We start from the raw sequence: 25,395 nt of genomic DNA, 5'->3' as shown, positions 1-25,395 counted from the left end.
GAAGGAGTTTTTGCGTTCAACGACTCAACAAACTTGGTGAATGCCTGCTCATCCACATTCATCGAAGCAGGAACGTGGTGGGATGACAAGAGGCCTGTAGCCCGGCTCCAAATCGAGGAGGAAGGCTTAAGAGTCGCCTGCGCGGTCTGCGCTGAGTCAACACTAAAGCCCGTATCAGCTAGGGGCGTACTAATAGTCTGGCCCTCAATAGTGAGATCCACGGTGCGTTCGCTCGCGGCAGCCTCAACCTGCTGTTCGATCTGAGTTGCCGTCTTGCCACTCACGTCGATACCCGCAACTGTCGTACGGGGCAGGGCCTTAGCACTGTACGCTTGTGCAAACCCGAACACCCCCGCAATCGCAAGGACAAGTACCACTGTTAAAGAGATGAAAACTTTTGACACTGTGCGCATAATTCGATCCTACGATATGCGCATGTATGTTTGTGCTTTAGCCCGCGAAATACAAGGGAAATCACGCCATAAATGAGGCAGAGTGATCGCATGATCGTTTTGCCATGATAAAAAGGGAGGCTTATTTGTAAAAATGGCGAATTTTGCAAATAAGAGCCTCTTGAGCGCGGCCTATTTCGCAAAAAACGCAAATTTTGCAAAATAGGGTTTAGTTGAGCGTATGCTATTTGCTAAAGATCTTGTTCTTTTGAAACTTCAAAACATGGTCACTGAAGCGTTAGGCATAAGATGATGGGAACCTACAAGTCGCTACGTGTTCTGTTCCATAAGACGAATCTGGACGCTAGTAGCGTTGTCAACGTGGAACTCGAAAACCGTCTAAATAGTCCTGCGACCGTAAAGTACCCGTACCACGTTGGAAATAACCCCCTATTCGCTGTTATCACTCGCGCCATCTATGAGTTGTCGGAAACCATATGGAAAATCGAGCAGGAAATCCAGAAAGCGTGGAATGTGTTGCCCGGCGTGGCACAAAATCACTATTTCTACACCCTCCTGGTTGAAGAAATACAATCCACAAATGAGATTGAGAATGTTAAGTCAACTCGGCGTGAGGTAACTGAGGCACTCAACGTGGCAATAGATAAGAATATGCCCGGACAGCCGAAGCGCTTTCAAGAAATGGCTAGTACTTTCAAGCTACTCATTGGTGATAGCGGCGGCGAAACGATCACCTTTCCCCAAACGCTGACTGATTTGCGTGCGCTTTACGACCAACTCCTTGGTGCCGAAGTTTCCAGCGAAGATAAATTGGATGGTAGCCTGTTTCGTCTCGGCGAAGTGCACGTAACGGACGGTTCGAAATCCATACACAAAGGCGTGTTGGGGGAAGAGGAAATTAAGAGTCGGCTAAGCGTTGCGCTTGATGTCAGTAGTGCAGAGAAAAAGCCCATGCTCGTGAATGCCCTGGTCGGTCATTTTATGGTCGAGCATACTCACCCGTTCTACGACGGCAACGGGCGGTTTGGGCGCTTCTTGCTTGCGTTGAACTTACGGAACATCCTGTCTGCGCCAACGGCTTTATCTCTTTCTGCAGAGGTTATGCGGCAAAAGAGGAAATACTACAAAGCATTCCTCCAGGTAGAAGATCCCATGAATATGGGCGAGGTAACGTTCTTTATCAGCGACATGATGGATATATTGCTAGCTGCTCAAATGCGATTGGTGGAATCATTGCGTATACGGCTGGTGAATCTTGAGAATCTTTCGCAACGCATCGATGTGATTGATAAGGAGTTCAAGAGCCTTACGCCGTATCACCTACAAACATTGTTTATGCTCGGCCAGATTCTTCTGTTCGGTCCAAGAAGGGGTGGAAGCCTCGATGAGATATCCAAGTTTCTCAAAAGATCGAAGAGCACCGTGCGTCCGATGCTTAAAGAGTTGACTGAAGCAGGATTGATCGAAGAAGTCAGTAGGCGTCCGCTAGTATTCGCTTTGACACCAAAAGGTGAGGAGTTCTTAGAACTGGAGAAACCTTCCTTCGACTGATTTGATGCGGCTGTCAAACACGATTGCCTTGGGATTTGGGAGCGCGCAAGACGGGCCGCCTTGTTACGTTCTTCACCCGCTCGCGGATATCGATACACTTGGCCACGTGACTGAACTGTTTGAAGGCGTACGCCGCCGCACCCGCCCAGAGGTCCTCGCGCCAGCCGGAAACCTCGCCACCCTTAAAACCGCATTCGATTTTGGAGCCGACGCCGTCTACCTGGGCGGCAAGGACTTCGGCATGCGCTCCGCGCCCAAGAACTTCGCCCTCGAAGACATCGAAGAGGCCGTGAGCTACGCGCACGAGCGTGGTGGGCGCGTGTTTGTCACCTGCAACATCCTGCCCAGTTCCGGCGAAGTTGAAGCTATGAACAACTACATGGGGCAGCTGGGGGATATCGGCGTGGACGCCCTCATCGTCACCGACATAGGCGTGCTCATGGCCGCCCGCGAAGTTGCTCCCAACACCGAAGTGCACATCTCCACCCAAGCCGGCGTCACCAACTACCAGGCCGCCAACGCCCTTGCTCAGCTAGGCGCAAGCCGTGTTGTGCTCGCCCGCGAACTATCCCTCGAAGACATTCGCGAACTGCGCAAGCACACTCCAGATGAACTCGAAATTGAAGCGTTCGTACATGGATCCATGTGCATGGCATTTTCTGGCAGGTGCCTCATTTCGCAACACACCACCGGCCGCGATGCCAACCACGGTGACTGCGCGCAATCATGCCGATACAAGTACCACGTTGTGGAAGAGCGTCGGCCCGGTGACTTCATTCCCGTTGAAATCACCGATCAAGGCACCTTCCTGTTCAACTCTAACGACATGAACACCATCGAACACATGCACGACATCCTTGACACCGGCATTACCTCTCTTAAAATCGAGGGGCGAGCCAAAAGCGCCTACTACGTTGCCGCCATGACTAACGCCTATAAGACAGCGGTGAATGAATACATGATCCAACGCGGCTTCGAAGACTTGGCCGGTAATATCCTCACGCCATTCCATGACCAAATCCACCTGCCCGAAAACCCGCGGCCCGTGGTGCCTGTTGAATACCCGGGTTGGTTAGCGGACGAGCCCTACAAGGTTACTCACCGCACCTATTCCACGGGCTTCTACTACCCGGAAAACCCGGCTAGTGAAGATGTGAACCGGGGCGGCTACATCAACGAGTGGGTGCTGGGCGGCATTGTCACCGACTATGACGCGGCCGAGCGCAGACTTTACCTGCACTCCAAGAACAAGCTTGCACCCGGCAAAGAAATGGAGATTCTATTCCCCGGGCGCGCGCCCGTAGTCATGGAAGTTCCCGCGCAAGGGTTGCAAGATGACAAGGGCCGCGCGGTCGAAACTATCAACCACCCGGCGCGCATATTCTCCATGCCCTGCGACATCGAGATACCCAAGGGAGCAATGATTCGCGTGCACGCCCGCCTATACCACGGGGGATAGGGGGGCGATGCCCGGCGCAGCGCAGGGCATCGTGCGCATGCGCGTTTGGTGCCCGCTTCGGACGAGGCCCCGCAGGCTGAGCTTGCCTGCAGGCTGAGCTTTACTTTCCTACCTGCCAAGCCACGAGGGGCACCTCTGAATGCTCAGGGAAACCTGGCTTAGCAATGCCCTCAGTGAGCGCGAATGGAACTGAGAATCCGGGTGTAGAACCTAGATACTGAGCCGTATCTGCGGCTAGGTCCCACACGTACATATCGCCATTAACGTTGCCTGAACCATTGCCCCACGCGTATACGCCGGCTGTTAATGACGCAGCCACGCCGTCAGCGCGGGTGTAACCCCAAGATTTGAAACTATTGGAACCACGGTCAAAAGCGCCCGTCCATGTACGAGCCGAGCAGCGATCCTGCAACGTAACAATCAGGTTGTTCGCATCAGCGGCGAGCCACTGCACCTTAAAATAATCTGCCAGCTCGAGCTTCACCGGATCACTGGAATCATTCCAGCGGATTGTGAACACATCGCGATCGGCATCCAAACCATTATTCGTAGTGTCCTCAACCCAAGCCACCTGCTCGCCAACCGCAACTGGAAGGCGTGCAGGCTTGATTATCTCGACCTTGGAAGGATCATCCACCTTGGCTTTCACAACCGCTTGGGTCCACGTATCGCCTTCACGAACGTAGGTTTCTGCAAATACGTGGCTGGATGTCGCCACTGGGGCAAACCATGGGGTAGGGGCAGGAACTGTTTGTTCACCCGTCAATACCCAAGACGAGGTCACCTCGCGGGCCGTGCCACCCGCAGAATCAGCCGTCATGATTCGCCAGGCCATCTCGCCTGCAAACGGCGGCTGCTTCGGATCAACCAACTGCTCAATCCAAGTAGCGCGTCCATTGTTCAAAGTGCCAGCAAGAGCCGCCGGCGCCGCGGCTTCTGGAAGTTGCTCGCTGAGCAGCTCGGTGTTCTCGAAGGGTTTGAAAACACCAGCCTGCCAAATCCCTGCATTCGAAGGCGGGGCTGGTCGGGGCTCGGGAAGAATCTGCAAACTCGCTACCACACCGTCCACACCCGCTCCGATGAACTGCAGGCGTTGCCCGTCAGCGCTACTCGCACTGAACTCTCCAGACCAATCAGCCGGGCGGTTAGCCGCAAAATCGTGAATCGACCCTGAAACGGGCGAGCCGTTAACCGCGACCACAGCTTTTGCAAGATCAGCTGGCTTATCCGCGAAGGCAGCGCACTGCTCTGGATCCCTAAAATCCACCTCGCCAATCTGCTGCGAGGCAACTTGAGAATCAGAAGGGACGGGGTTATCCGTGCCCTTTTCAACACTGCTATCAACTGACGTGGTGCACCCGGCCAGAACCAATGCGGCAATAAGGGCGCAGGGGAGAGCGCTTCGTTTCATCAGTACACCATGCCGTGCCCGCCACCGCCGTAGTTGCCCAGGAAGTTGTTCCCAAACTGCACAGCGTTGTGGTAATCAAAGTAGCGATTAGCAGAATACCCCGAAATCGCAGAGCCCGGACCGCCCGGATCTACAAACCCAACTGTTCCACTCGAGTGGTACCTGTACGCAACGATAATATGCGAGGACGTTCCCACATGGCCGTTGTAATGCGGCCCGCCATAGTTCTCGACCGTGTCTACGAGCACGGGGCGACCGGTGAAGAACGAGTTCTTCACCTTCGCGTCAAAATCGCGTCCAGACGGGAACGTCCACTGCTGATAATCATTGGTTCCGCGCCAGCGGTTCAAACCGACTGACAGACGCTTACCTTCCCAAGATGTGCCCCCGGTATAGCCCGAACCCACATTCGCGTAAGAGGGCCCGGCCAGATTCCAAACCGTCAAAGGCTTACCATCATATCGGGAGTTTCCAGCGTCCAGATACCGCAGCGTCATGTACATAGAGGTAGGGCCACAAGTTGACCCATCGGGCTGGCCAGTCCAACTAATTGGATGAGTCAGCCACGATCCGTTCACCTGCACCCTAGGCGCATAACCAGCCGGCGTGGAAAAGCCGCGGTTCGAGCCCCTATATGTTGCGGTGTACAAGTAGAGCGTGCCATCTTCATGCACTGCATAAACCTGTTTGGAGGAGGCAGAGAAGGCCCCTGGATGCAACGAACGCATACGGTGCCAACCCCAACCGATAACCTGAGGCTCACCAAAACCACCCGCCGATAGCTGCGGTAGCATAACCAGGTTCCCATTACTTCTGATTACCAGCAGGTCGCTCCGCCCGTCGTTATTCCAGTCATCACTTGCAAAGGCGCGAGGCATATCTGAAGCTATCGAAGCGGGGATTGTGGTTGGAACTACCGAGTAGAACGTGCCCTTTCCATTCGACTTTGACACGCCTACAGTTCCATCAGGATTGCGAACATAAATAGCAGGGGATCCTCCCGGCCCTTGCCGGACCAGCCACATGTGGGTGAAGTTCTGCCAACCATAGCCAATAACATACGACGAGCTGAACCCACCCCGGCCGGACCCAGGATAAAGAAGCAACTTGCCGGAGGTCGTACGGGCAATCACATCGGGGGTACCATCCCCGTCTGCATCAACACCTGACAATACTGTTAGAGAGCCCCAACCCCAACCTATCTGGGGATACGGCGAGCGGAAACCTCCTGTTCCACTCCCACGGTAGAACATGAAACTGCCGTCACTCTTAATGATGCCGAGGTCAGGATTGTCATCGCGATCAAAATCGCCAAGCCCATATACGCCAGAACCTGGCCAGCCACTGCCAGCTCGTTTGCTAGCAGAGAAGGAAATGTCTCGCGAACGCGGTAGCGGCGGGGAATCCTGATCGGCTGGTTTTACTTTGCGTGTCACCTCATACTGCAGGAAATCACGGTCAGAATTAACCACATCGAGGTAGCCTGACGCGCCCGATGAGAACCCGTTAATAGCTGCGTACTTAACCGGCAAGCCGTTCAGCTTAATAGGCTCCATAGCGGAAAAAGATTTGTAATCGGTTGTCGATAACACCTCTAGATTCGAGCCGTTCACCCTCATCAGCGTTGAATATCCAGTTCCGGCTAGATCTCCCGCACAAAACGTATATGAGGTAATTCCTCCCGGTAGCTCGACCGTATACGGAGTGCCCCACGTTCCAGACCCGTTAGTTGGGTAAACCCAAGTAGTGTCACCTCGCTGACCAATCAGAGCAGGGTTGCCTCCCGGGCCTTTCGGCACCATTACAACTGACTGAAATGCGTGCCAACCGTAGCCGATTATCTTACTGCTTTTGAAGCCTCCATCGCCGTTACCACGATAGAGGTAAAGGTCTGCATCGTAGCGAATCGCCAGAATGTCTGTGTAGCCATCGCCGTCAAAATCTGCACCCGTCATTAAGATGCGCATATTGTTCCAGCCACGGCCAATCTTGCGAGTGCCATTAAACCAGGTGGCTTCTGTGCGCGGGTAAAAGTGGAGGTCGCCGTTAGGGCGAACAAGGAATACATCATCGGCGCCGTAACGATCAAAGTTGCCAGCGTTGTAAATCGAGCCGTTCCAGCCAAATCCAATGCGACGCGGTGAGCCGATCTGCCAGGTATTTGAACTTTCCGGTGCGCCAACCGCTTCGGGGATTTCCTCATCGGACAGCTCAAGCTCCTCAGTAGGCGCACCATCCTCACTCTCTGAAGGAGCTGTGGTCTGTTCATCTGCGGATGTGCCCTCATCGCGCGAAGTCTCAGTGGTTTCGCCCGAGGGAGCTAAACCTGGTTCCGGTTGCTCATTTTGCTCCGTAGACTCGGGCTGCGTCTGTGAGGGGGAACCGAACTCGCTACCAGAGGTAGGTCCCGCGCCATCAGTGTCAGTTGCAACGTTTCCATCGTTCAACGATTCTTCGGCCCACGCTACCTCCTGGATTCCCAGGAACGAGAGGGCAACACCGAGTGATAAAACTAAACCTAGAACACGCCGCATAGCGAACCTCTTAGAGCGCAGAAAACAACTGTGGATAGATGAATACAATTATATATTGTGCGAGCCCTGCCTTGATTTAGGGCGCCCGCGCAGGCTCAAGATAACGGTCTGCATTTCGACTAATAGACGCATGCCGTTTCAAGCAAAATTTGCACTAGGATGACCCATGTACAAACTGGACGGGCTAGCAAGGCTGTCATTATTAAGGGGCACGTGTGGATCCATACCTCGTTTTTCGCGTTGTTGACCTCGTTGGTGTACTAGGAAACGGGCTCCTTGGAGGCGTCCTTGCACGCACCAAGAACTATGACCTCATCGGCTTCCTTTTCTTAGCCGTATCTTCTGCGCTCGGAGGGGGCATGATCCGCGACGTCCTGCTCCAACAAGGATTTCCCATCGCCCTCACCGACCCGTACTATCTTGCCTTTGCTGTGCTTGCCGCCGTCGCGGCATACATCTTCCCGTTCAAATCACGCTTCGCGGTAGCCTCAATCGCGGTCTTTGACGTGCTCGCCCTTGGCTGCTGGTCTGCAACCGGGGCATCCAAGGCACTGTTTGCGGGCCTAGACTGGGCGCCCGCAATCCTGCTAGGAGTCACCACTGCAACGGGTGGAGGAGTTATTCGAGACCTCCTAGCCCGGCGCCAGCCCCTAATCTTCGGAGGGGCACCCCTGTACGCCACCTGGTCAATCGTCGCTAGCCTGCTAATGGTAATCATGCAGACCTCCGGCCACTACAACCTGGGCATGGCGCTCGCGATCATCTTCTCAACCGTGTTCGGCCTGGTAGCACGCCGCTTCAAATGGATCCTGCCCGGCGCCGTCACACTGGGCCTGCGTAGCGTTCGGTTCCGCTCCCTCTTGTTCCGCCGCCGCCCAGCGGGCGCGCCCCGCGACGCACAAGTGCCTGCGGATGCGCCTGCATCGAAGCCATCCGCGGCCACGGAAGAATAGGCGCTTACTCGCCCAGTAGGTCCTTCACAATGTCTACAATCACCGGATCGTCATTTATGGGAGCCACTCGCTGGTAATGCTGGCCGCCGGCTTCCTTAAACGCGTTCTGATTCAGCACGTCCAGCTCGTCAACCGTCTCAATACAGTCTGAAATAAACGCTGGGGTCGCAATCAAAACCGAAGTGATTCCGCGGCCCGGCAGGCTGGCCATCGTGTCGATCGTAGCCGGTCCAAGCCACTTTCCCGGCCCGAACTTAGACTGGAACGTGGTCAAAACTGGCACGTCGACGCCCAACTGGCGCAGCTGCGATTCGATGGCCGAGGAAGTCTCTAAACACTCTTGCCGGTATCCCTCCGGCTTGTGAGCCGCCCGCTGGGGCACCCCGTGATAAGACAACAAAATCATCTGCGGAGCAGGACCTTCTCCGCGGACCCGATCCGCTATCTGCTTCGCATGCCAGTTCACGTAATCGGGCTGAGTGGGCCACTTGCCCACAATCCGCAGATGCGGGTGGTGCTCCTGACTGCGATAAAAGTCGAGCACCTGATCCACCACGGCGCCAGTTGAAGACGGCGTTGTCTGTGCGTAGAGGGGGAGCACGGTGACGTCGTCTACACCCTCATCTTCAAATGCGCGCAAAGCCGAATTTATCGAGGGTCTGGTGTACGTCATCGCGTACTTTACATTCCAGTCCGGCAAAGCCTCTTTTAACAACTGGTGCTGGCGTTTTGTATAAACCACCAGAGGGGAGCCCTCGGGCGTCCAAATCGTTTTATAAATAGCCCCCGACTTGCGTGGGCGCACGCGCAACACAATGCCATGCAAAATCGGCAACCACACCGCGCGCGGGAAATCAACCACCCGCGGGTCGCTTAAAAACTTCGCTAGAAACGTTCGAACATCGCTCGGAGCCGGACTGTCCGGCGAGCCTAAATTCACAATCAAAAGTCCGCGCACACGCCACATCCTACCCGAAAATTCCGGCTGCGATGCCGCGGCCTAGCGGATAGTGCGAGCTTTGCCAGTGCGTCTAACGTGCACGCCAAAACAATCGCTCAGTTTGAGGAGGAGTATGGCTTAATGAGGAACTAAGATTCCTCTGATATGCGTGGCAACTGCTCGTAGGTTACCTGCAGGTCAGTATCTTGCAGAACACCCTCAAAAAGAGACTCCGTACCTGCTTGGAGACCGTCAGCCACGTCCTCGCCCGCAGACCACAGCTCCAACACAACCTGATCATCTGCCTCGCTTACTATACGAACCGCCCAGCCGCCAGCGCCCCAAGTTGATTCTTCAAAAACTAGGAGCGTGTCCAGCCAGTTATGAACCAGATCGGGTAGCGAGGAGTTCGTGGCTCCGTCATCAGCGCCTTGCAAGGTAATACGCAGGCGCGCCTCCGAGCCATCATTGTGAGGCGGGTACGTCCACAGCCAGTCGTAATCCGGCTCGTACAAGCGGTCATCATCAGGCAGGCAAAAGCACTCATCATTTTCAACGCTCATACAAAAATGCTACTTCAAAGCTTTAGGCCGGCAAGCTTTACGCGGGAAAACTGTAAATGTTCGGCCAAACCGATACAAGACATGCAGTAAGTCACCTTTTACTCATTGCAGTTCCGCAAAACCCATTGCCTTGACGTAGTATTTACATGTTGTAATCGGCCAAGTAGGCCGTCAGAGTCTAGATATACGTTGGAGTGCGTTTACGTGAAGAGCACTGTCGAAAATCTTGAACCCACTAAGGTGAAAGTTACCGTTGAGGTTCCCTACGAAGACCTCAAGCAGGATATGGACGCGGCCTACCGTGACATCGCGAAGAATGTTGACGTCCCCGGCTTCCGCCGCGGCAAGGTACCCGCGCGCGTCATCGATCAGCGTTTTGGTCGCGTAGCCGTTATCGAGCAGGTAATCAACGAGGTCCTGCCCCGCTTCTACGGCCAGGTTGTCGCCGAGAACGAGCTTCGCGTCATGGCTCAGCCAGACGTTGAAGTCACCGAAATTCCAAACGCCACCGGCACGCCCGGCGGCCAGCTTACCTTCGTAGCTGAAGTTCCGGTTATCGCCCCGTTTGAACTGCCCTCGCTTGACGACGTCGAACTTGAAGTTGACACTCTTGAAGTCACCGAAGAGGACGTAGAGAAGGAACTCGAGGAGCTGCGCACCCGCTTCGCTACCCTAAAGCCCATCAAGCGCAAGGCTAAGAAGGGCGACTTTGCAACCATCAACATGGTTGCCAAGATCGGTGAGGAAGAGATCGACTCCGTCTCGGACGTATCTTACGAGATCGGCTCCAAGTCCATGCTCGATGGTATGGACAAGGCCCTAACCGGCATGAAGGCTGATGAAGAAACCACCTTCACCGCCAAGCTTGCCGGTGGTGAGCACGCCGGTGAAGAGGCCGAGGTCACCATTAACGTAACCGCAATGAAGGCTCGCGAACTGCCCAAGGCGGACGATGACTTCGCCCAGATGGTTTCCGAGTTCGACACCATCGACGAGCTGCGCGAAGACCTCAAGACCCAGGCGGGCACGCGCAAGCGCGCAGACCAAGCCCTCCAGGCCCGCGACCGCCTCCTTGACCACATCATCGATGCTGTAAAGCTTGAGCTTCCGAAGTCGGTAGTTGAAGAGCAGGCCAAGCAGGGCCTTGAAGAAGGCGCTTCCGCAAAGAAGAAGAAGGAAGCTAAGGAAAACGCGATTCGCCGCATCAGCGAGCAGGTTGTGCTTGAAGAACTTGCAGCCCAGGTTAAGCCGAACATTGGCCAGCAGGAACTGTTTGACTTCATGATGCAGACCGCCCAGATGAACGGCATGGACCCCAGCCAGATGTTCTCTGACCAGGGCCAGATCCAGTTCATGGTTGCAGAACTTACCCGCACGAAGGCCCTTGCCCTCACGCTAGGCAAGGTCACTGTAAAGGACACCGCAGGCGAGGCCGTTGACCTCTCCGAGTTCACGCGCGACCCATCCGCCGAGGAATTCGCCGAGGCCGGCGCTGACGAAGCAGACGAGTCGGCATCCTCTGCCTCCTCCGCTTCAGCTGAGTCCGCAGAATAATCACACATAGTTTGAGGGCTTGGAACAGTTGTTCCAGGCCCTCAAACTGTTTATTAATCGCCATCAGCGAAAAACAGGCTCCGGCGAAGAAAATGCGCGCGAGTCCTACTAAGCTGAAGAAAGCTTAAGACAAGAAGTAGGAGAAGTAATGACCACCACTTCAACGGGCGTCAGCATGGACCTAGACACTAAGCCCGCCGCGATGGGAGACGCCGTATACGGGCGTCTACTAAAAGAACGAATCATCTGGCTGGGCGGGCCGGTCACCGACGAGAGCGCCAACCAGATTTGTGCGCAAATGCTACTACTAGCAGCTGAAGACCCGGAAAAGCCCATCTACCTGTACATCAACAGCCCCGGCGGCTCTGTCACTGCAGGTATGGCTATCTACGACACGATGCAGTTCATCCAGCCTGACGTTGTCACCGTTGCCATGGGCATCGCAGCCTCCATGGGCCAGTTCCTCCTCACCGCGGGCACGCCCGGCAAACGCTTTGCAACCCCGCACGCGCGTATTCTCATGCACCAGCCCTCCGGTGGCGTGGGCGGCACGGCCGCGGACATCCGCATTAATGCCGACCTCATCTTGAAAATGAAGCGTGAACTAGCCGAAATCACCGCTGAACGCACCGGCAAGAGCGTAGAACAAATCAACCTCGACGCAGACCGCGACCGCTGGTACACCGCGGAAGAAGCCCGCGAATACGGGTTCTTTGACCACATCGTCACCAACGCGTCAACCGTGTCCGGCACCGAGAACGCAGGGGCCTAGGAGGAACCGTGAGAACACCATTTGAATCAACTATGAGCAACCAAATGCCTAGCGCCCGCTACGTCCTGCCCCAGTTTGAAGAGCGCACGCCCTACGGCTTCAAGCGCCAAGACCCATACGGCAAACTGTTTGAAGACCGCATCGTGTTCCTTGGCGTGCAGGTAGATGACGCCTCCGCTGACGATGTCATGGCTCAGCTACTGGTGCTTGAATCGCAAGACCCGGACTCGCTGATCACCATGTACATCAACAGCCCCGGCGGTTCCTTCACGGCCATGACCGCAATCTACGACACGATGCAGTACATCAAACCGCAGATTCAAACCGTGTGCCTTGGCCAAGCTGCTTCAGCTGCAGCCGTCCTCCTTGCCGGAGGAACACCCGGCAAGCGTCTCGCTCTTCCCAACGCGCGCGTGCTCATTCACCAGCCCGCGATGCAGGGCATGCAGGGACAAGCCTCGGATATTGAAATCGTGGCGGAAGAAATCGACCGCATGCGCACCTGGCTGGAAGACACGCTGGCCAAGCACTCTGGTCGCACGCCCGAACAGGTACGCCGCGACATTGACCGCGACAAGATCCTCACAGCGCAAGACGCCCTCGAATACGGATTAATCGACCAAGTGCTGACGTCGCGTAAAGGCAACTAGCCTGCGCGTCTGCTCGCAGCTACGCCCAACCTCTTCTAAAGTAGAGCTGTTGGGCGTAGCTTTTTCAGGCACACAGTGCCAACAAAAGGGGGATCATCCTTGACGCGGTTCACGGATTCAACTGAACTACTCAAATGCTCATTCTGTGGAAAGAGCCAAAAACAGGTTGTCAAACTCATTGGCGGACCTGGCGTATACATCTGCAACGAATGCGTAGACCTATGCGCCGACCTAATCCAAGAAGAAGTTCAAGAAACCAAACAGGCTGAACTAACCCAGCCGCCGCGCCCCCAGGAAATCTACGAGTTCCTCAACGACTACGTCATTTCTCAAGACAAAGCTAAGCGGGCCCTAGCCGTAGCCGTGTACAACCACTACAAGCGCCTACACGCCTCCATGCGCACCGGCGAACCGCTGGACATGGAAATGACCAAGTCCAACATCCTCCTGTTAGGTCCCACGGGAACAGGTAAAACCCACCTGGCGCGATCTCTTGCAAAGCTACTATCCGTGCCGTTCGTCATTGTTGACGCAACCGCACTAACCGAAGCCGGATACGTTGGCGAGGATGTGGAAAACATCCTTCTGAAGCTCATTCAAGCTGCGGGCGAGGACGTTGAAAAAGCCCAGCGCGGCATCATTTACATTGATGAGATCGACAAGATTGGACGCAAAGCCGAGAACGCCTCCATCACCAGGGATGTATCCGGTGAGGGCGTGCAGCAGGCCCTACTTAAAATCATTGAAGGCACCGTTGCGTCTGTACCACCGCAGGGCGGGCGCAAACACCCGCACCAGCAGTTCTTGGAAATCGACACCTCCGGCATTCTATTCATCGCAGCGGGTGCCTTTGCCGGCCTGGACGACATCGTCAAAGCCCGCCTGGGCAAGCGCACCACGGGGTTTGGATCCGACCTCAAATCGGCTTCGGAATACGGTGACCTGTACGAGCAAGTAACTCCGGAAGACCTGCACAAGTTCGGCATGATTCCCGAATTCATTGGCCGCCTGCCCGTTGTTACCTCTACCAAGCAACTGGATGAAGCTGACCTCATCAAGGTTCTAACCGAACCGAAGAACTCCCTCGTTCGTCAATACCAGCACCTGTTTGACCTGGACGACGTGAAGCTGGAGTTCACCAACGAAGCGCTACACGAAATCGCGAAGCTAGCTAACGAGCGGGGGACAGGGGCTCGCGCGCTTTCCTCAATCCTCGAAAAAACGCTTTCGGACATCATGTTTGAAGTCCCATCCATGTCCCAAGTTGGCCAGGTAACCGTCACCTCCGCGGTTGTCACCGACGGTGCAGACCCCGAATACGGGCCCCGCCAATACTCCGATAAAAGCCGGAGCGCTTAATTGCACCTCAGCGAAGGACAAACATGAGCGACATCCCTGAAGAACTCGCGCAAGCCCGCGCTACTATCGACAACATCGATGCCGCCCTCGTTCACATACTTGCCGAACGCTTCCGTTGTACCCAGGTCGTTGGACACATTAAAGCCCAACATAACCTTCCGCCCGCGGATCCCGCGCGTGAACAAGAACAAGTGAGGCGCCTGCGCTCCCTCGCTGAAGAGTCGGGACTAGACCCCGTATTTGCCGAGAAATTCCTGCAATTCATCGTCACCGAAGTGATCCGTCACCACGAGGACATCAAACAGGGATACGAAGCTCGAAACGAGTAGACCTCATTGCCCATAGGGTAGATAGACAAAGAAGTGGCGAGCACCGAAATGCTCGCCACAACTTCTTAGCGTTCTATTCGCCCGCCTCGCGTACGGGACCGCCATAAATCTCGTCGATCTCGTCCTTAAACGTCTCCAAAACAACCGGGCGCTTCACCTTCATCGACGGCGTCAGCATTCCGTTAGCCTCGGTAAAGTCCGTAGACAACACCTTGATCTTACGAATCGACTCCGCGCGGGATACAGCCTTGTTTGCGCGTTCAACCGCGCGGTTAAGCGCCGCAAGAATCTCCGGATGATTCATCGCCTCCGAGACCGTCATCGCAGGCAGATTATGATTCTTCAACCAGCCTGGAAGCATCTCCGCGTCCAAAGTTACAAGAGCGGCCACAAACGGGCGCAGATCGCCAACCACAACCACCTGTGAGATCAGAGGATGCCCGCGCAGCTTATCTTCCAAAACGGTAGGAACAACGTTCTTGCCGCCAGCAGTAACAATAATTTCCTTCTGCCGTCCACTGATCGTTACGTAACCATCGCGGTCCAAAGAACCAATGTCGCCCGTGTGGAACCAGCCGTCCTCATCAAACGCTGCTGCCGTTTCTTCCGGCATGTTGTGGTAGTGAGAGAAAACAGTTGGGCCCTTAATCAGGATCTCGCCCGTATCTGAAATGCGCACACCCACGGTTGCAACCGGCGGGCCAACCGTGCCGATCTTTGAAACTGTAGGCGTATTAACCGACATGGGGCCAAGCGTCTCGGTTAGGCCGTAGCCTTCAAGAACCGTAATACCGGCACCGCGGAAGAAGTGCCCCAGCCTTTCGCCCAGCGGGCCGCCACCCGAAATGATGTATTTACAATTCCCACCGAGCAGGGCGCGAATCTTCCGATACACCATGGCATCAGCCATCTGGTGTTGAGCCGACAACGTGCGTGATGGCCCCAAGGTAGTGTCCAGAGCCTTCGAATACTGGATGGCGGTCTTGACAGCCCAACGGAACGTCTTTAGCGCAACACCGCTACCTGCCGCCGCATCTGCCGAGTTGTAAATCTTCTCCAAGACTCGGGGGACCGCGAGCAGATAAGTGGGGCGGAAACTCTCCAGATCAGAAAGCAAGTTACGCGTGTTCGGCGTGTGCGCCATGATTCCGTGACCGGTAATCTGGAAAACTTCCAGCATGCGCGCATACACGTGAGCAAGCGGCAGGAACAGCAGTAGGCGCGAAGAGCGCCGGAATGCGATTTCCGGCATCCACTTGTGTCCGTTCTTGCACAGGGTCACAAAGTTCCCGTGGGTCAAAACGGTTCCCTTTGGCTTCCCCGTTGTACCGGATGTGTACACAATCGAGGCTGGCTTATGGATGTTAAGGCCAGCAATACACGCGTCAACTTCCGCCTCGTCGACCTCGGCTCCGGCCTCCGTCATCCGCATAATCGCAGAGTTATCGAGTGATAGAACTTGAACGGAGCGCTCAAGTGTTACTCGCGCTGCCTGCACCAGTTGGGCCATGACCATCGTCTCGGTCACAACCATCTTCACGTCAGCATCTTCCAAGATGTACTTGATCTGATCGACCGAAGACGTCTCGTAGATGGGCACAACCACTAGACCTGCGCTCCAAGCGGCGAAATCAACAAGCGTCCACTCATACCGCGTGTGCGACATGATTGAAATTGCATCGCCAGGCTGCAGGCCTAAACCAATAAGGCCTCTTGCAACAAGGTTCACTTCGTCCAAGAAATCCTGCGCGGAAATCTCTCGCCAAGTGGAACCCATCTGCGCCTTACGGGCGATCATCGGCTCGCGCGGACCTCTTTTGACACGCTCGCGAAACACTGCAGGAACAGACTCGTGCTCCTCAGTTTTCACCAGCACCGGGGCGTGCCATTCCAGGACCTCTGGCGCAGAATCTGGCGCGGGCTTAGGAGCGTTACTCTCAGTACTCATGCGATCACCTTAGTTTCGCGGCTTGCGAGCAGGAGGTTCCCCGAGCTCGTAATCGACTACCTCAACCTCATCTTCTGCCGATGGGCGAATGACGAACTGGCCCTCAACGTGAGTTACAAGCGAGAGATCATCACGCGTGAGCTCAAGCAAATCAACCATGCCGGCCGGAACCTCAAGAGTTGCATGCAAGAACGGGGTGCGCGGTGAAACCTTGTTTTCTGACTTCACGCGGCGAAGCTTAACCAGAGCCTGGGATGTGGCCTCCAAAATGTGCGGGTTACCGTCAACGTTTTGCAGATCTAGCGGGCTTGGCCACTGCGCGTTATGAACCGAACCGGGGCGGTACCAAGACCAAACCTCTTCGGCCGCAAACGGCAAGAACGGAGCAAATAGGCGCACTACCGTATCAACCGTGATAGCCAGAGCAGAGCGGGCAGACATCGCCTGACTCGGCGTCCACTTACCGTCACGGTTGTAAGCGCGTTCCTTCACCAGTTCCAAGTAGTCATCACAGAACGTCCAGAAGAACTTCTCCGTGGCTTCAAGTGCGCGCGTGTGGTCGTAGTTCTCCATTGCCTCGGTAGCGGTCTTCACAACCTCATGTAACTGCGCTAACACCGCGCGGTCCAAGTCTTCCGTAACGTTCAGCGGACGCAGATCAAGATCCGCGCCCTGGCCCATCGTGAGCGCAAACTTCGAAGCGTTCAATAGCTTGATCGCAAGGCGGCGGCCAATCTTCATCTGGCCCTCGTCAAACGCCGCGTCGGTGCCCAGGCGAGCCGATGCCGCCCAATAGCGCACCGCATCTGAACCGTGCTTGTCCAACAAGCCCATGGGGGTTACCACGTTGCCCTTAGACTTCGACATCTTCTTGCGATCCGGGTCGAGGATCCAACCCGAGATTGCAGCGTGCTTCCACGGCAAACCGTCAAACTCCAGGTGCGCACGAAGCAGGGTGGAGAACAGCCAAGTGCGGATGATGTCCTGACCCTGCGGGCGCAGATCCATTGGATAAACCCGCTCAAACAGCTCGTCATCAGACAGCCAGCCGCCAGCAACCTGGGGGCTTAGAGACGAGGTTGCCCACGTGTCCATAATGTCGATCTCAGCGGCAAAACCGCCCGGCTGGTTGCGCTGGCCCTCCTCGTAGCCTTCCGGCACATCGATAGTGGGATCAATCGGCAAACGTGACTCATCCGGAACCAGCACGTCGTCGTAATGTACCTGCCCGTCTTCATCAATGCGGTACCAAAGGGGCAGGGGAACGCCGAAGAAACGCTGGCGCGAAATAAGCCAGTCAGAGTTGAGGCCCTGCACCCAGTTGTCGTAGCGCACCCTCATGAAATCAGGGTGGAACGCCAGCTCTTCGCCGCGCTCCAACAGTTCCGTGTTCAAATTCGCCTTCGCGCCGGGGCGAGTGAAATCCTTGCCACCGTTGCGGATGTACCACTGCCTGGACGTCACAATTTCAAGTGGCTTATCGCCCTTTTCGAAAAAGTTAGTGTTACGCATCGTTGGCTCAGGCTCGCCAATCATCTCACCCGTACTGGCCAGATGCTTCACAATAACTTCACGCGCTGAGAACGTAGTCTTCCCCTCGATCTCGTGGAACAGCTGTGCACCAGCCTCATCCTCAATCCACTCGGGAACGCCAAGCTGGATGCGGCCATCCTTTTCCAAAATCGAACGCATCGGCAGGTCGAGCTCGCGCCACCACTGCACGTCAACGAGATCGCCAAAAGTACAGCACATCGCGATACCCGAACCCTTATCCATCTCCGCCATCGGGTGCGGCAGGACGGGAACCTCAACATTGAAGCCAGGGGACTTCACCGTGGTGCCAAACAGGCCGGAGTAACGCTCATCATCCGGGTGAGCGATCAGCGCAACACATGCGGGTAAAAGCTCGGGGCGGGTGGTCTCAATAACCACGTCGCCGTCCTTACCGTGGAACGCAAATGAGTGGAAGAAACCGGGGTACTCGCGCGCCTCCAACTCGGCTTGGGCCACAGCGGTCTGGAACGTCACGTCCCAAAGGCCAGGTGCTTCCGCCTGATATGCCTCGCCGCGAGCGAGGTTACGTAAGAAACCAGCTTGGGCAACTCGCTGCGCACGCTCACCAATGGTCTGGTAGTTGTGATCCCAGTCAACCGAAAGGCCGAGCCGGCGCCACAGCTCCTCAAAGCCCTTCTCATCCTCGGCCGTCAGCTTCAAGCACAGCTCAATAAAGTTCTTCCGCGAGATCGGTACCTGGTCGCGGTTCTTCACCGACTTCGCATTACCCTCAAATGGCGGCTTAAAGTCTGGCTGGTAGGGCAGTGACGGGTCACAACGAACACCGTAGTAGTTCTGCACGCGACGCTCGGTGGGCAGCCCATTGTCATCCCAACCCATCGGGTAGAACACGTTCTTGCCGCGCATCCGCTGATAACGCGCAACCGTGTCGGTGTGGGTGTAGGAGAACACGTGGCCTACGTGCAAAGATCCTGAAACCGTAGGTGGGGGAGTGTCAATCGAATACACCTCTTTACGGGTGGTTTCGCGATCGAACGCGTAAACGCCGCGCTCATCCCACTTGGCCATCCATTTTTCTTCGAGGCCGTCAGCGCTCACGCGATCCGGAACAACCGGTGCTGGCAGCTTGTTGTGTCCGGTATCTTGCGCAGATGGTGACATGCTTTAGTCTCCTGGTGATAACGATAAATAGACGAGTTTACACGTCTGTTTTAAGGCTATCGCTCATGCTATCAGCTACGAAATTCCCAGGCGCGATTCGCCGCCTTTTGGGTGGGAGGGATCACGTTAAAGAGTTTGGATCTCCGCGCGCAGTACAGCCACAACCTCATCAATGTTCGGTTCGGTGAGAGTGACGATGGCGAGGGCGGTGGGCTCCATGTACGTGCCCCGTACGGGCACGGCAACGGAGGTGAGACCCGGGATTACTTCATCTTTAGAGTAGGCCCACCCGCGCCGGCGGGCGCGTTTGACTTCCTCAAACTTGGACCCGGCAAGCTCTTTGAGCTCTGCCGATCCCATTCGGTCTCCCATTGAGACGAGGAGGGCTATACCAGGTGCTCCCACTTGCAAGGAGTGAACAGTTCCGGGCCGCTGTACCAGGGTTGCGCCCTCACGCGGAATTTCTGCGCATGCCAACGTGACGCACATTTCGTTGCGTGCGTGGACGAGGAACGCCGTCATATCCAGGCGATTCGCGATGCGCTTAAGCACATCCGGGGTCTCATCAACCACCTGCGACTTGGTGTCGGCTAGCTTGTGAATGCCAGCACCGATTCGCCACCCCTTGGAAGATCCAGAAATGAGGTCGTGTGCTAGCAGCGTGTTTAGTAGCCGGTTAACGTTGGTGCGCGGTACATCCAGGTAGTCGGCCAGGTCTGTGGTGGACAGGGGTGCGGGGGACTGGGCAAGTACTTCGAGAATCGATATACCGCGAGACAGCGTTTGGGTGATATCTGCGCGTGCCGCCATCGGTAGCCTCCCCACCTGTGAAGTAGCGGTGTCCACATTGGACACACCTAAATCCGGTCTAAAAAATCAAGATCGTATACAAATCTACCAGGTGTGTGCGGTTGGGCTGGAACCACAGGTGCTAGAGCCCCTCGGGGTGGACGTTCCGAGGGGCTCTACGGCTTTAACGGTTAGTATCCAGCGCCGTGCTCAAACGTTGCTGGCGTACCGGAAACCTTCTGCGCCGCAACCGCGGCCTCTAGCTGCGCATTGCCGGGAATGTCGTTGGCTTCCTTACCCAGCGGTAGCCCCGTGCGGTCTTTGATAGTTGATACCGCGATCAACCCAATGGCCGTGAAAGTAAATAGGTAGATTGAGATTGCCGTGGAGGTTCCGAACTTGCCGTACAAGAAGGTGGAGATGAGCGGCGAGAACGCTCCGCCTAGAATCGCCCCAATCGCGTACGCAAGGCCCGCTCCTGAGTAACGGACTCGGGCCGGGAAAATCTCGGCAAACATTGCAGACTGTGGTCCGTAGGTGAGGCCTAGGCCAATCGTCAACGGCAAGACGCCAAGCATAATGTTTGACCACTCGCCGGTATTGATCAGCATAAAGAGGGGGAATACCCAGACCAGATTTAGAACGAAGCCGATCTGGAAGGTGCGCACGCGGCCTATCCTGTCTGAGATCCAGGCCGCAAACAGGGTGGTGACAATCCAGGAGGCGGAGGCCAGCGTGATGATGTTCAGCATCTTGTTTCCGTCAAGGCCCATGCCGTTGGGTCCGGAAGTGTAGGCCAGGATGAACCCTCCGGTGATCATGTAGCCAACCACTCCGTTACCCATGAATGCGAGGGCGCCCTGTACCAGTTGCTTGCCGTTGTACTTGAACATCTGCACGATGGGCAAGCGCAGCTGATCGGCGTCCTTCGAGACCTCCTCGAAGATGGGGGATTCGGCTACGCCTAGGCGGATGAACATGCCGATGGCGATCATGACGATTGAGAAGAGGAACGGTACTCGCCATCCCCAGGTATTGAAGGCATCGCCAGAAATAGCATGCACGATAGCGAGGACGCCCGTGGCAGTGAGCATGCCCAGTGGCACGCCAACCTGGGGGAAGCCGCCGTACCAGCCGCGCCTGTTGGCAGGTGCGTGTTCTACTGCCATGAGGGTGGCTCCGCCCCACTCGCCGCCGGCCGAGAATCCTTGAACGATTCGTAGCAACACAAGCAGGATCGGAGCCCAAATACCGATTGTTTGGTAGGTGGGCAGCAGGCCAATCAATACGGTTGCAAGACCCATGAGGATCAAGGTTGCTACCATCATCGATTTGCGGCCAAGCTTGTCACCGAGTGTGCCCGCCACCATCGCCCCCAGTGGGCGGAAGAAAAAGCTGATGCCAACGGTTGCAAAACCAATGATCTGTCCTAGGAAAGCGTTGTCCTGTGCCAGGGGATCAAAGAACAGCGGGCCGAAAATCAAGGCGACTGCGTTGGAGTAAATGAAGAAGTCGTACCACTCAACGGTGGTGCCTACAAGGGTTGCGACTGCAACCTTGCGATCTTCCTTCTTCTTTGGGCTAAGAATGAGGCGATTGTTTGCCACGGTGGCCTCCTGTGCGTGGGCGGGACGATTGGTGGGTGTCCGACAAGCGGGTAGGTGTCTTAAGCTACGGCATTGCAGTACTCAAAACGGAAAACATATACATCGTCGTATACGATTTACAGTTTAGTTGAGCTACGCATCTTCGCAATGCTTCCCGCCCGCAAATATGGCCGACACTTAGGAAAAACGTGCAACGTCGCCGAGGGCGCCTCAAAACCCTTCTACATCAAGGAAATCGCCAAGGCGTCAAAAACCCCGATGTAGCTCTTTCGTAGCAGAGCGAACATCGGGGGCTTAGCTTTGTGACCGAATAGTGGTCACGTCCCTATAGTTGGAGACCTCGCTAATAGGCGGGCTTGTGATCTGTAGCGATGTACTTGCGCATCGTGCGCATCTTGTGTTCGCGAACCAAAAGCTCTACATCAACCGAAGGTGAACCCTCTTCAATCAACTTCAAGATCTCTTCATGCTCGTCCACTGACCGCGTCGAGTAGCTTGGGTCAAATGCAAATGCAGATCTGCGAATGATCGTAATGCGGTCCCATTCGCGCTCAAGCAAATCAAAAAGCCTGTGGTTAGGGCAGCGCTGAGTCAAGATTCGGTGGAACCTGTTATTGAGCGTGGTGAACTTGCGCGGATCAAACTCTCCAACCAGCAGTTCGCGCATTTGATCGTTAAGTTCGTGAGCCTCTTTCAGGTCTTCTTCAGCCAGGTAGGGGATGGACAAAGCGGTGGCGTAGCCTTCCATAACCGCCATCGTTTCCATCGTTACCGCATAGTCCTTTTTATCCACACCAGTAACGATCGCGCCAACATTTCGCTGGAACTCCACGAGGCCTTCAGCCTCTAGACGGCGAACAGCCTCTCTTACAGGGACAGCAGACACCCCAATTTCGCGAGCAATACGGTCAAGAACCAGACGATAACCAGCCGAATACCGACCGGAGAGGATTCCTTGGCGCAAAGTCCGATAAACCCTTTCGGACTTCGAAATAGATCCCCCAGCATGTTCCGTCATCGTGCCTGCTTTCTAAAGTGCCAGAAGCACCAAGACCCTTAGATTTCTTAGCGTTCTCTTTATTTATCATATCTAAAGAATCCATAAAAAATAAGTTAATTATTTGCCGGCCCAAAGCTAAAGTGCTTTGGGCCGGCAAAACTTTTGTTCGTTCTAGAGCTGTTCGCCTACCTTGAAGCCCTTCTCCGTATCGCCCTTACGGGTGTATGAGAAGCCGTCGGCTCCAATCGTCACGTCCATCTCCTTCGGCGCCTCCCGCTCGATAAGCGGAACGAGGTTTCCATCCAGGTCCACAACGCGGGAAGCCTCGGTGTACCAGGACGGCACAACCTGGTGGCCCCACCAGTCGCGACGCTGGTTATCATGCACGTCCCACGTAACCAACGGGTTGTCCGGGTCACCCGTGTAGTAGTCCTGCGTGTAGATCTCCACGCGGTGACCATCCGGATCACGCAGGTAGAGGTAGAACGCGTTCGAAACGCCGTGGCGTCCCGGGCCGCGCTCAATCTGGTCCGACATGCGCATTGCGCCCAGCTTGTCGCAAATGTAGAGAATGTTGTGCTTCTCGTGGGTAGCGAAAGCAACGTGGTGCATGCGCGGGCCCTTGCCGCCGGTCAAGGCGGTGTCATGAACCGTCTGCTTGCGAGCAAACCAAGCTGCGTAGGTTACGCCGTCCTCATCCTCAATATCCTCGGTGCGCTTGAAGCCAAGGCCATGCTCAAGATACTTCGCACCAGCTTCCACATCGGGGAACACCTGGTTGAAGTGATCCAGGCGCACCAGGGCGCCCGCACCCTGCTTGTCGTAATCCCAACACATGCGCCTTTGATGCTCGGTCTCGTAGAAGAACTCGTAAGGGAAGCCCAGCGGATCGAGCACGCGCACCGAGTCACCAACGCCCTTCACAAAGCCTTCCTTCTCACGGCGAACGTCACAGCCAAGCGCCTCGTAGTAGGCAACGGCCTTGTCTAGGTCTTCGGGCGTGCGCACGCGGTAAGAGAACACGCGCACCGCAGCCTCGTTGCCCTTACGAAGGATGAGGTTGTGGTGGATGAACTCTTCGAAGCTACGCAGGTAGATGACCTCATCATCTTCGTAGGTGACTACCAGGCCGAGAGCGTCAACGTAGAACTCGCGCGACTTGGCAAGGTCGGTGACGATCAGCTCCATGTATGCACAGCGCAAGATGTCAGGTGCGGGTAGATCAGGTAGTTCAATCGGCTTGATTTGGGACATGTTAGGCTCCTTTGGCTACGGGGTGGTTAAGGGTTTCGTCATTGAAATCTGCTTTGCCGACCCCGGTTTGAAGGCCGGCAAAGCTGGTGGGTTATGCGCTGGGGCCGCCGAGCCCGAGGTCGTTATCGGCGTATCCTGTTGCGCCAAACCTGGTGGTGTGCACGTCACCGAGGGTGAGGTGGATTGCCTGCTGGTCAGAGTAGAAGTCCAGCGAACGGTATCCGCCTTCCTGGCCAAGACCGGAAGACTTCACGCCGCCAAACGGGGTGCGCAGGTCACGAACGTTATGCGAGTTGATCCAGACCATTCCGGATTCAATGCCGTGCGCGAAGTTGTGGGCGCGCGTTACGTCCTTGGTCCACACGTATGCGGCGAGGCCGTATTCCACTGCGTTGGCCAGTTCCAGGGCTTCTTCTTCCGTGTCGAATGGCGTGATTGCAACGACGGGGCCGAAGATTTCCTCCTGGAAGATTCGCGCGTCGCGCGGCACGTCCGCAAATGCGGTTGCCTCAACGTAGTTGCCCTTGTCAAGGCCCTCGGGACGCTTACCGCCGGCAATCAGGCGAGCTTCGCTCTTGCCAATCTCGATGTAGCTCATGACCTTGTCGTAGTGCTCGGGGTGTACCAGAGCGCCGATCTCGGTGGTCGGATCTGCCGGGTCTCCCACCACTACCTTCTTGGCGCGCTGTGCATATGCCTCTACGAACTTATCGTAAATGGGGCGCTCAACGAGGATGCGCGAGGACGCGGTGCAGCGCTCACCATTCAGTGAGTAAACGCCAAACAAGGTGGAGTCGAGTGCGGCCTCGAAATCTGCATCAGCAAAAATTACGGCAGGGGACTTGCCACCGAGCTCCATGGACATGGACTTCATGTTTGGAGCGCAGTTTCCGTAAATGATCTTGCCGGTTCCAACTTCGCCGGTGAACGAAATCAGGTTCACGTCCGGGTGCTTCACCAGCGAATCACCAGCGGTTTCACCAAAGCCGTGCACCATGTTGAATACGCCCTTGGGAAGGCCGGCACGTTCAAAGATTCCCGGCCATAGCGAGGCCGAGGTCGGGGTGAACTCAGCGGGCTTCAAAATGACTGTACAACCGGAGGCAAGGGCCGGGGCAAGCTTCCACGACTCCTGCATGAACGGCGTGTTCCACGGGGTAATGAGGCCGGCAACGCCCTTGGGCTTGCGGTTAACGTAGTTAATCTGGCGGCCGGGCATTTTGAACGCGTTGTCGTGCTGGGCAACGATTAGGTCGGCAAAGAAGCGGAAGTTCTCCGCCGCACGGTTGGCCTGGCCCTTGGCCTGGCGGATCGGTAGGCCGGAGTCAAACGACTCGATTGCGCCGAGCTCCTCGTTTAGCTTAGAAACCTCATCTGCAATGCGGTAGAGCACCTGGGCGCGCTGGCGAGGTAGCATGCGCGGCCATTCGCCCTCGTCGAACGCCTTGCGGGCAGTCGCGGCCGCGAGGTCCACGTCGGCCTTGTCGCCGGACGCACACTTAATGTAGGCCTCGTTGGTGGTGGGTTCGATTACGTCGAAGGTTTCACCGCTTACCGAGTCCACGTTCTGGCCATCAATGTAGTGCTGAATGCGCTCGGGTAGGTTTGCTGGACGCTTCGTCATGTTTCTCCT

General features: G+C 55.9%; 20 protein-coding genes. 8 read left to right on the top strand and 12 right to left on the bottom strand.

From position 1 onward, the window contains the following. Positions 1 to 413: hypothetical protein (locus HMPREF2854_RS00865; protein WP_222563156.1), on the bottom strand; the 413-nt coding region annotated here is incomplete at its 3' end. 288 nt (positions 414 to 701) lie between these two features. Here HMPREF2854_RS00865 and HMPREF2854_RS00860 point away from each other — a divergent pair. Beyond that, entirely contained in the window at positions 702 to 1,964 is a 1,263-nt protein-coding gene (locus HMPREF2854_RS00860; RefSeq protein WP_222563155.1) for a Fic family protein, read from the top strand. A gap of 106 nt (positions 1,965 to 2,070) precedes the next feature. Further along, entirely contained in the window at positions 2,071 to 3,423 is a 1,353-nt protein-coding gene (locus tag HMPREF2854_RS00855) for a peptidase U32 family protein (protein ID WP_070617797.1), read from the top strand. A 100-nt stretch (positions 3,424 to 3,523) separates the two neighbouring features. On the opposite strand, the gene HMPREF2854_RS00850 is transcribed toward HMPREF2854_RS00855, so the two are convergent. Together HMPREF2854_RS00850 and HMPREF2854_RS00845 are read right to left on the bottom strand one after the other, a co-directional pair. Continuing rightward, positions 3,524 to 4,834 (bottom strand): hypothetical protein, encoded by a 1,311-nt coding sequence (locus tag HMPREF2854_RS00850; protein ID WP_070617740.1) that lies wholly within the window; start codon positions 4,832 to 4,834, stop codon positions 3,524 to 3,526. Continuing rightward, a complete protein-coding gene (locus HMPREF2854_RS00845) occupies positions 4,834 to 7,368 on the bottom strand; it encodes an FG-GAP-like repeat-containing protein (RefSeq protein WP_070617738.1) in 2,535 nt (844 codons plus the stop codon). Before HMPREF2854_RS00845 ends, HMPREF2854_RS00850 begins: the two co-directional genes overlap by 1 nt. A 215-nt stretch (positions 7,369 to 7,583) precedes the next feature. On the opposite strand from HMPREF2854_RS00845, the gene HMPREF2854_RS00840 reads away from it, so the two are divergent. Continuing rightward, positions 7,584 to 8,321, top strand: coding sequence for a trimeric intracellular cation channel family protein (locus HMPREF2854_RS00840; protein ID WP_070617735.1), 738 nt, complete (start codon positions 7,584 to 7,586; stop codon positions 8,319 to 8,321). Positions 8,322 to 8,325: 4 nt separating this feature from the next. On the opposite strand, the gene hemH is transcribed toward HMPREF2854_RS00840, so the two are convergent. Continuing rightward, the gene (gene hemH, locus HMPREF2854_RS00835) at positions 8,326 to 9,279 is read right to left on the bottom strand and encodes a ferrochelatase (protein ID WP_158237774.1); all 954 of its coding nucleotides are present in this window, start codon (positions 9,277 to 9,279) and stop codon (positions 8,326 to 8,328) included. A 131-nt stretch (positions 9,280 to 9,410) separates the two neighbouring features. Further along, positions 9,411 to 9,824 carry a hypothetical protein gene (locus HMPREF2854_RS00830; protein ID WP_070617730.1) on the bottom strand — a complete coding sequence of 138 codons (414 nt, stop codon included), beginning with the start codon at positions 9,822 to 9,824 and terminating at the stop codon, positions 9,411 to 9,413. 204 nt (positions 9,825 to 10,028) lie between these two features. Between HMPREF2854_RS00830 and tig the strand changes: the two genes are divergently transcribed. From tig to HMPREF2854_RS00805, 5 genes are all read left to right on the top strand, one after another. Continuing rightward, the gene (gene tig / locus HMPREF2854_RS00825; protein ID WP_070617727.1) at positions 10,029 to 11,378 is read left to right on the top strand and encodes a trigger factor; all 1,350 of its coding nucleotides are present in this window, start codon (positions 10,029 to 10,031) and stop codon (positions 11,376 to 11,378) included. 175 nt (positions 11,379 to 11,553) lie between these two features. Next, positions 11,554 to 12,150, top strand: coding sequence for an ATP-dependent Clp protease proteolytic subunit (locus tag HMPREF2854_RS00820; protein ID WP_034508358.1), 597 nt, complete (start codon positions 11,554 to 11,556; stop codon positions 12,148 to 12,150). A 32-nt stretch (positions 12,151 to 12,182) separates the two neighbouring features. Further along, positions 12,183 to 12,800, top strand: a complete 618-nt coding sequence (locus tag HMPREF2854_RS00815) for an ATP-dependent Clp protease proteolytic subunit (RefSeq protein WP_070617725.1) — start codon at positions 12,183 to 12,185, stop codon at positions 12,798 to 12,800. Positions 12,801 to 12,899: 99 nt separating this feature from the next. Then, positions 12,900 to 14,159: an ATP-dependent Clp protease ATP-binding subunit ClpX gene (gene clpX / locus HMPREF2854_RS00810; RefSeq protein ID WP_070617722.1), complete on the top strand. Its 1,260-nt coding sequence runs from the start codon at positions 12,900 to 12,902 to the stop codon at positions 14,157 to 14,159. Between the two features lie 23 nt (positions 14,160 to 14,182). Continuing rightward, positions 14,183 to 14,488 (top strand): chorismate mutase, encoded by a 306-nt coding sequence (locus HMPREF2854_RS00805; protein ID WP_052038855.1) that lies wholly within the window; start codon positions 14,183 to 14,185, stop codon positions 14,486 to 14,488. 73 nt (positions 14,489 to 14,561) lie between these two features. Here HMPREF2854_RS00805 and HMPREF2854_RS00800 read toward each other — a convergent pair whose 3' ends face one another. The 7 genes from HMPREF2854_RS00800 to hpaE all read right to left on the bottom strand — a co-directional run bounded on the left by HMPREF2854_RS00800 (position 14,562) and on the right by hpaE (position 25,386). Continuing rightward, entirely contained in the window at positions 14,562 to 16,436 is a 1,875-nt protein-coding gene (locus HMPREF2854_RS00800) for an AMP-dependent synthetase/ligase (RefSeq protein WP_070617719.1), read from the bottom strand. Between the two features lie 9 nt (positions 16,437 to 16,445). Next, a complete protein-coding gene (gene valS, locus HMPREF2854_RS00795; RefSeq protein ID WP_070617716.1) occupies positions 16,446 to 19,112 on the bottom strand; it encodes a valine--tRNA ligase in 2,667 nt (888 codons plus the stop codon). A 126-nt stretch (positions 19,113 to 19,238) separates the two neighbouring features. Further along, on the bottom strand, positions 19,239 to 19,958 hold the full coding sequence (locus HMPREF2854_RS00790; RefSeq protein WP_148130864.1) for an IclR family transcriptional regulator: 720 nt from the start codon (positions 19,956 to 19,958) through the stop codon (positions 19,239 to 19,241). 134 nt (positions 19,959 to 20,092) lie between these two features. Beyond that, on the bottom strand, positions 20,093 to 21,508 hold the full coding sequence (locus HMPREF2854_RS00785; protein WP_070617710.1) for an MFS transporter: 1,416 nt from the start codon (positions 21,506 to 21,508) through the stop codon (positions 20,093 to 20,095). Between the two features lie 343 nt (positions 21,509 to 21,851). Continuing rightward, positions 21,852 to 22,526: a GntR family transcriptional regulator gene (locus HMPREF2854_RS00780; protein ID WP_034508145.1), complete on the bottom strand. Its 675-nt coding sequence runs from the start codon at positions 22,524 to 22,526 to the stop codon at positions 21,852 to 21,854. A 153-nt stretch (positions 22,527 to 22,679) separates the two neighbouring features. Next, the gene (gene hpaD / locus HMPREF2854_RS00775; protein ID WP_070617707.1) at positions 22,680 to 23,762 is read right to left on the bottom strand and encodes a 3,4-dihydroxyphenylacetate 2,3-dioxygenase; all 1,083 of its coding nucleotides are present in this window, start codon (positions 23,760 to 23,762) and stop codon (positions 22,680 to 22,682) included. Positions 23,763 to 23,853: 91 nt separating this feature from the next. Further along, complete coding sequence (hpaE, locus tag HMPREF2854_RS00770) at positions 23,854 to 25,386, bottom strand: 5-carboxymethyl-2-hydroxymuconate semialdehyde dehydrogenase (RefSeq protein WP_070617704.1); 1,533 nt, start codon at positions 25,384 to 25,386, stop codon at positions 23,854 to 23,856. Positions 25,387 to 25,395: the final 9 nt, after the last annotated feature.

It is taken from the genome of Actinomyces sp. HMSC075B09 (genome assembly GCF_001812395.1).
In the GTDB taxonomy this organism is placed as follows: Bacteria; Actinomycetota; Actinomycetes; order Actinomycetales; family Actinomycetaceae; genus Gleimia; species Gleimia europaea.
This window is presented reverse-complemented; position numbering and strand designations above follow the sequence as displayed.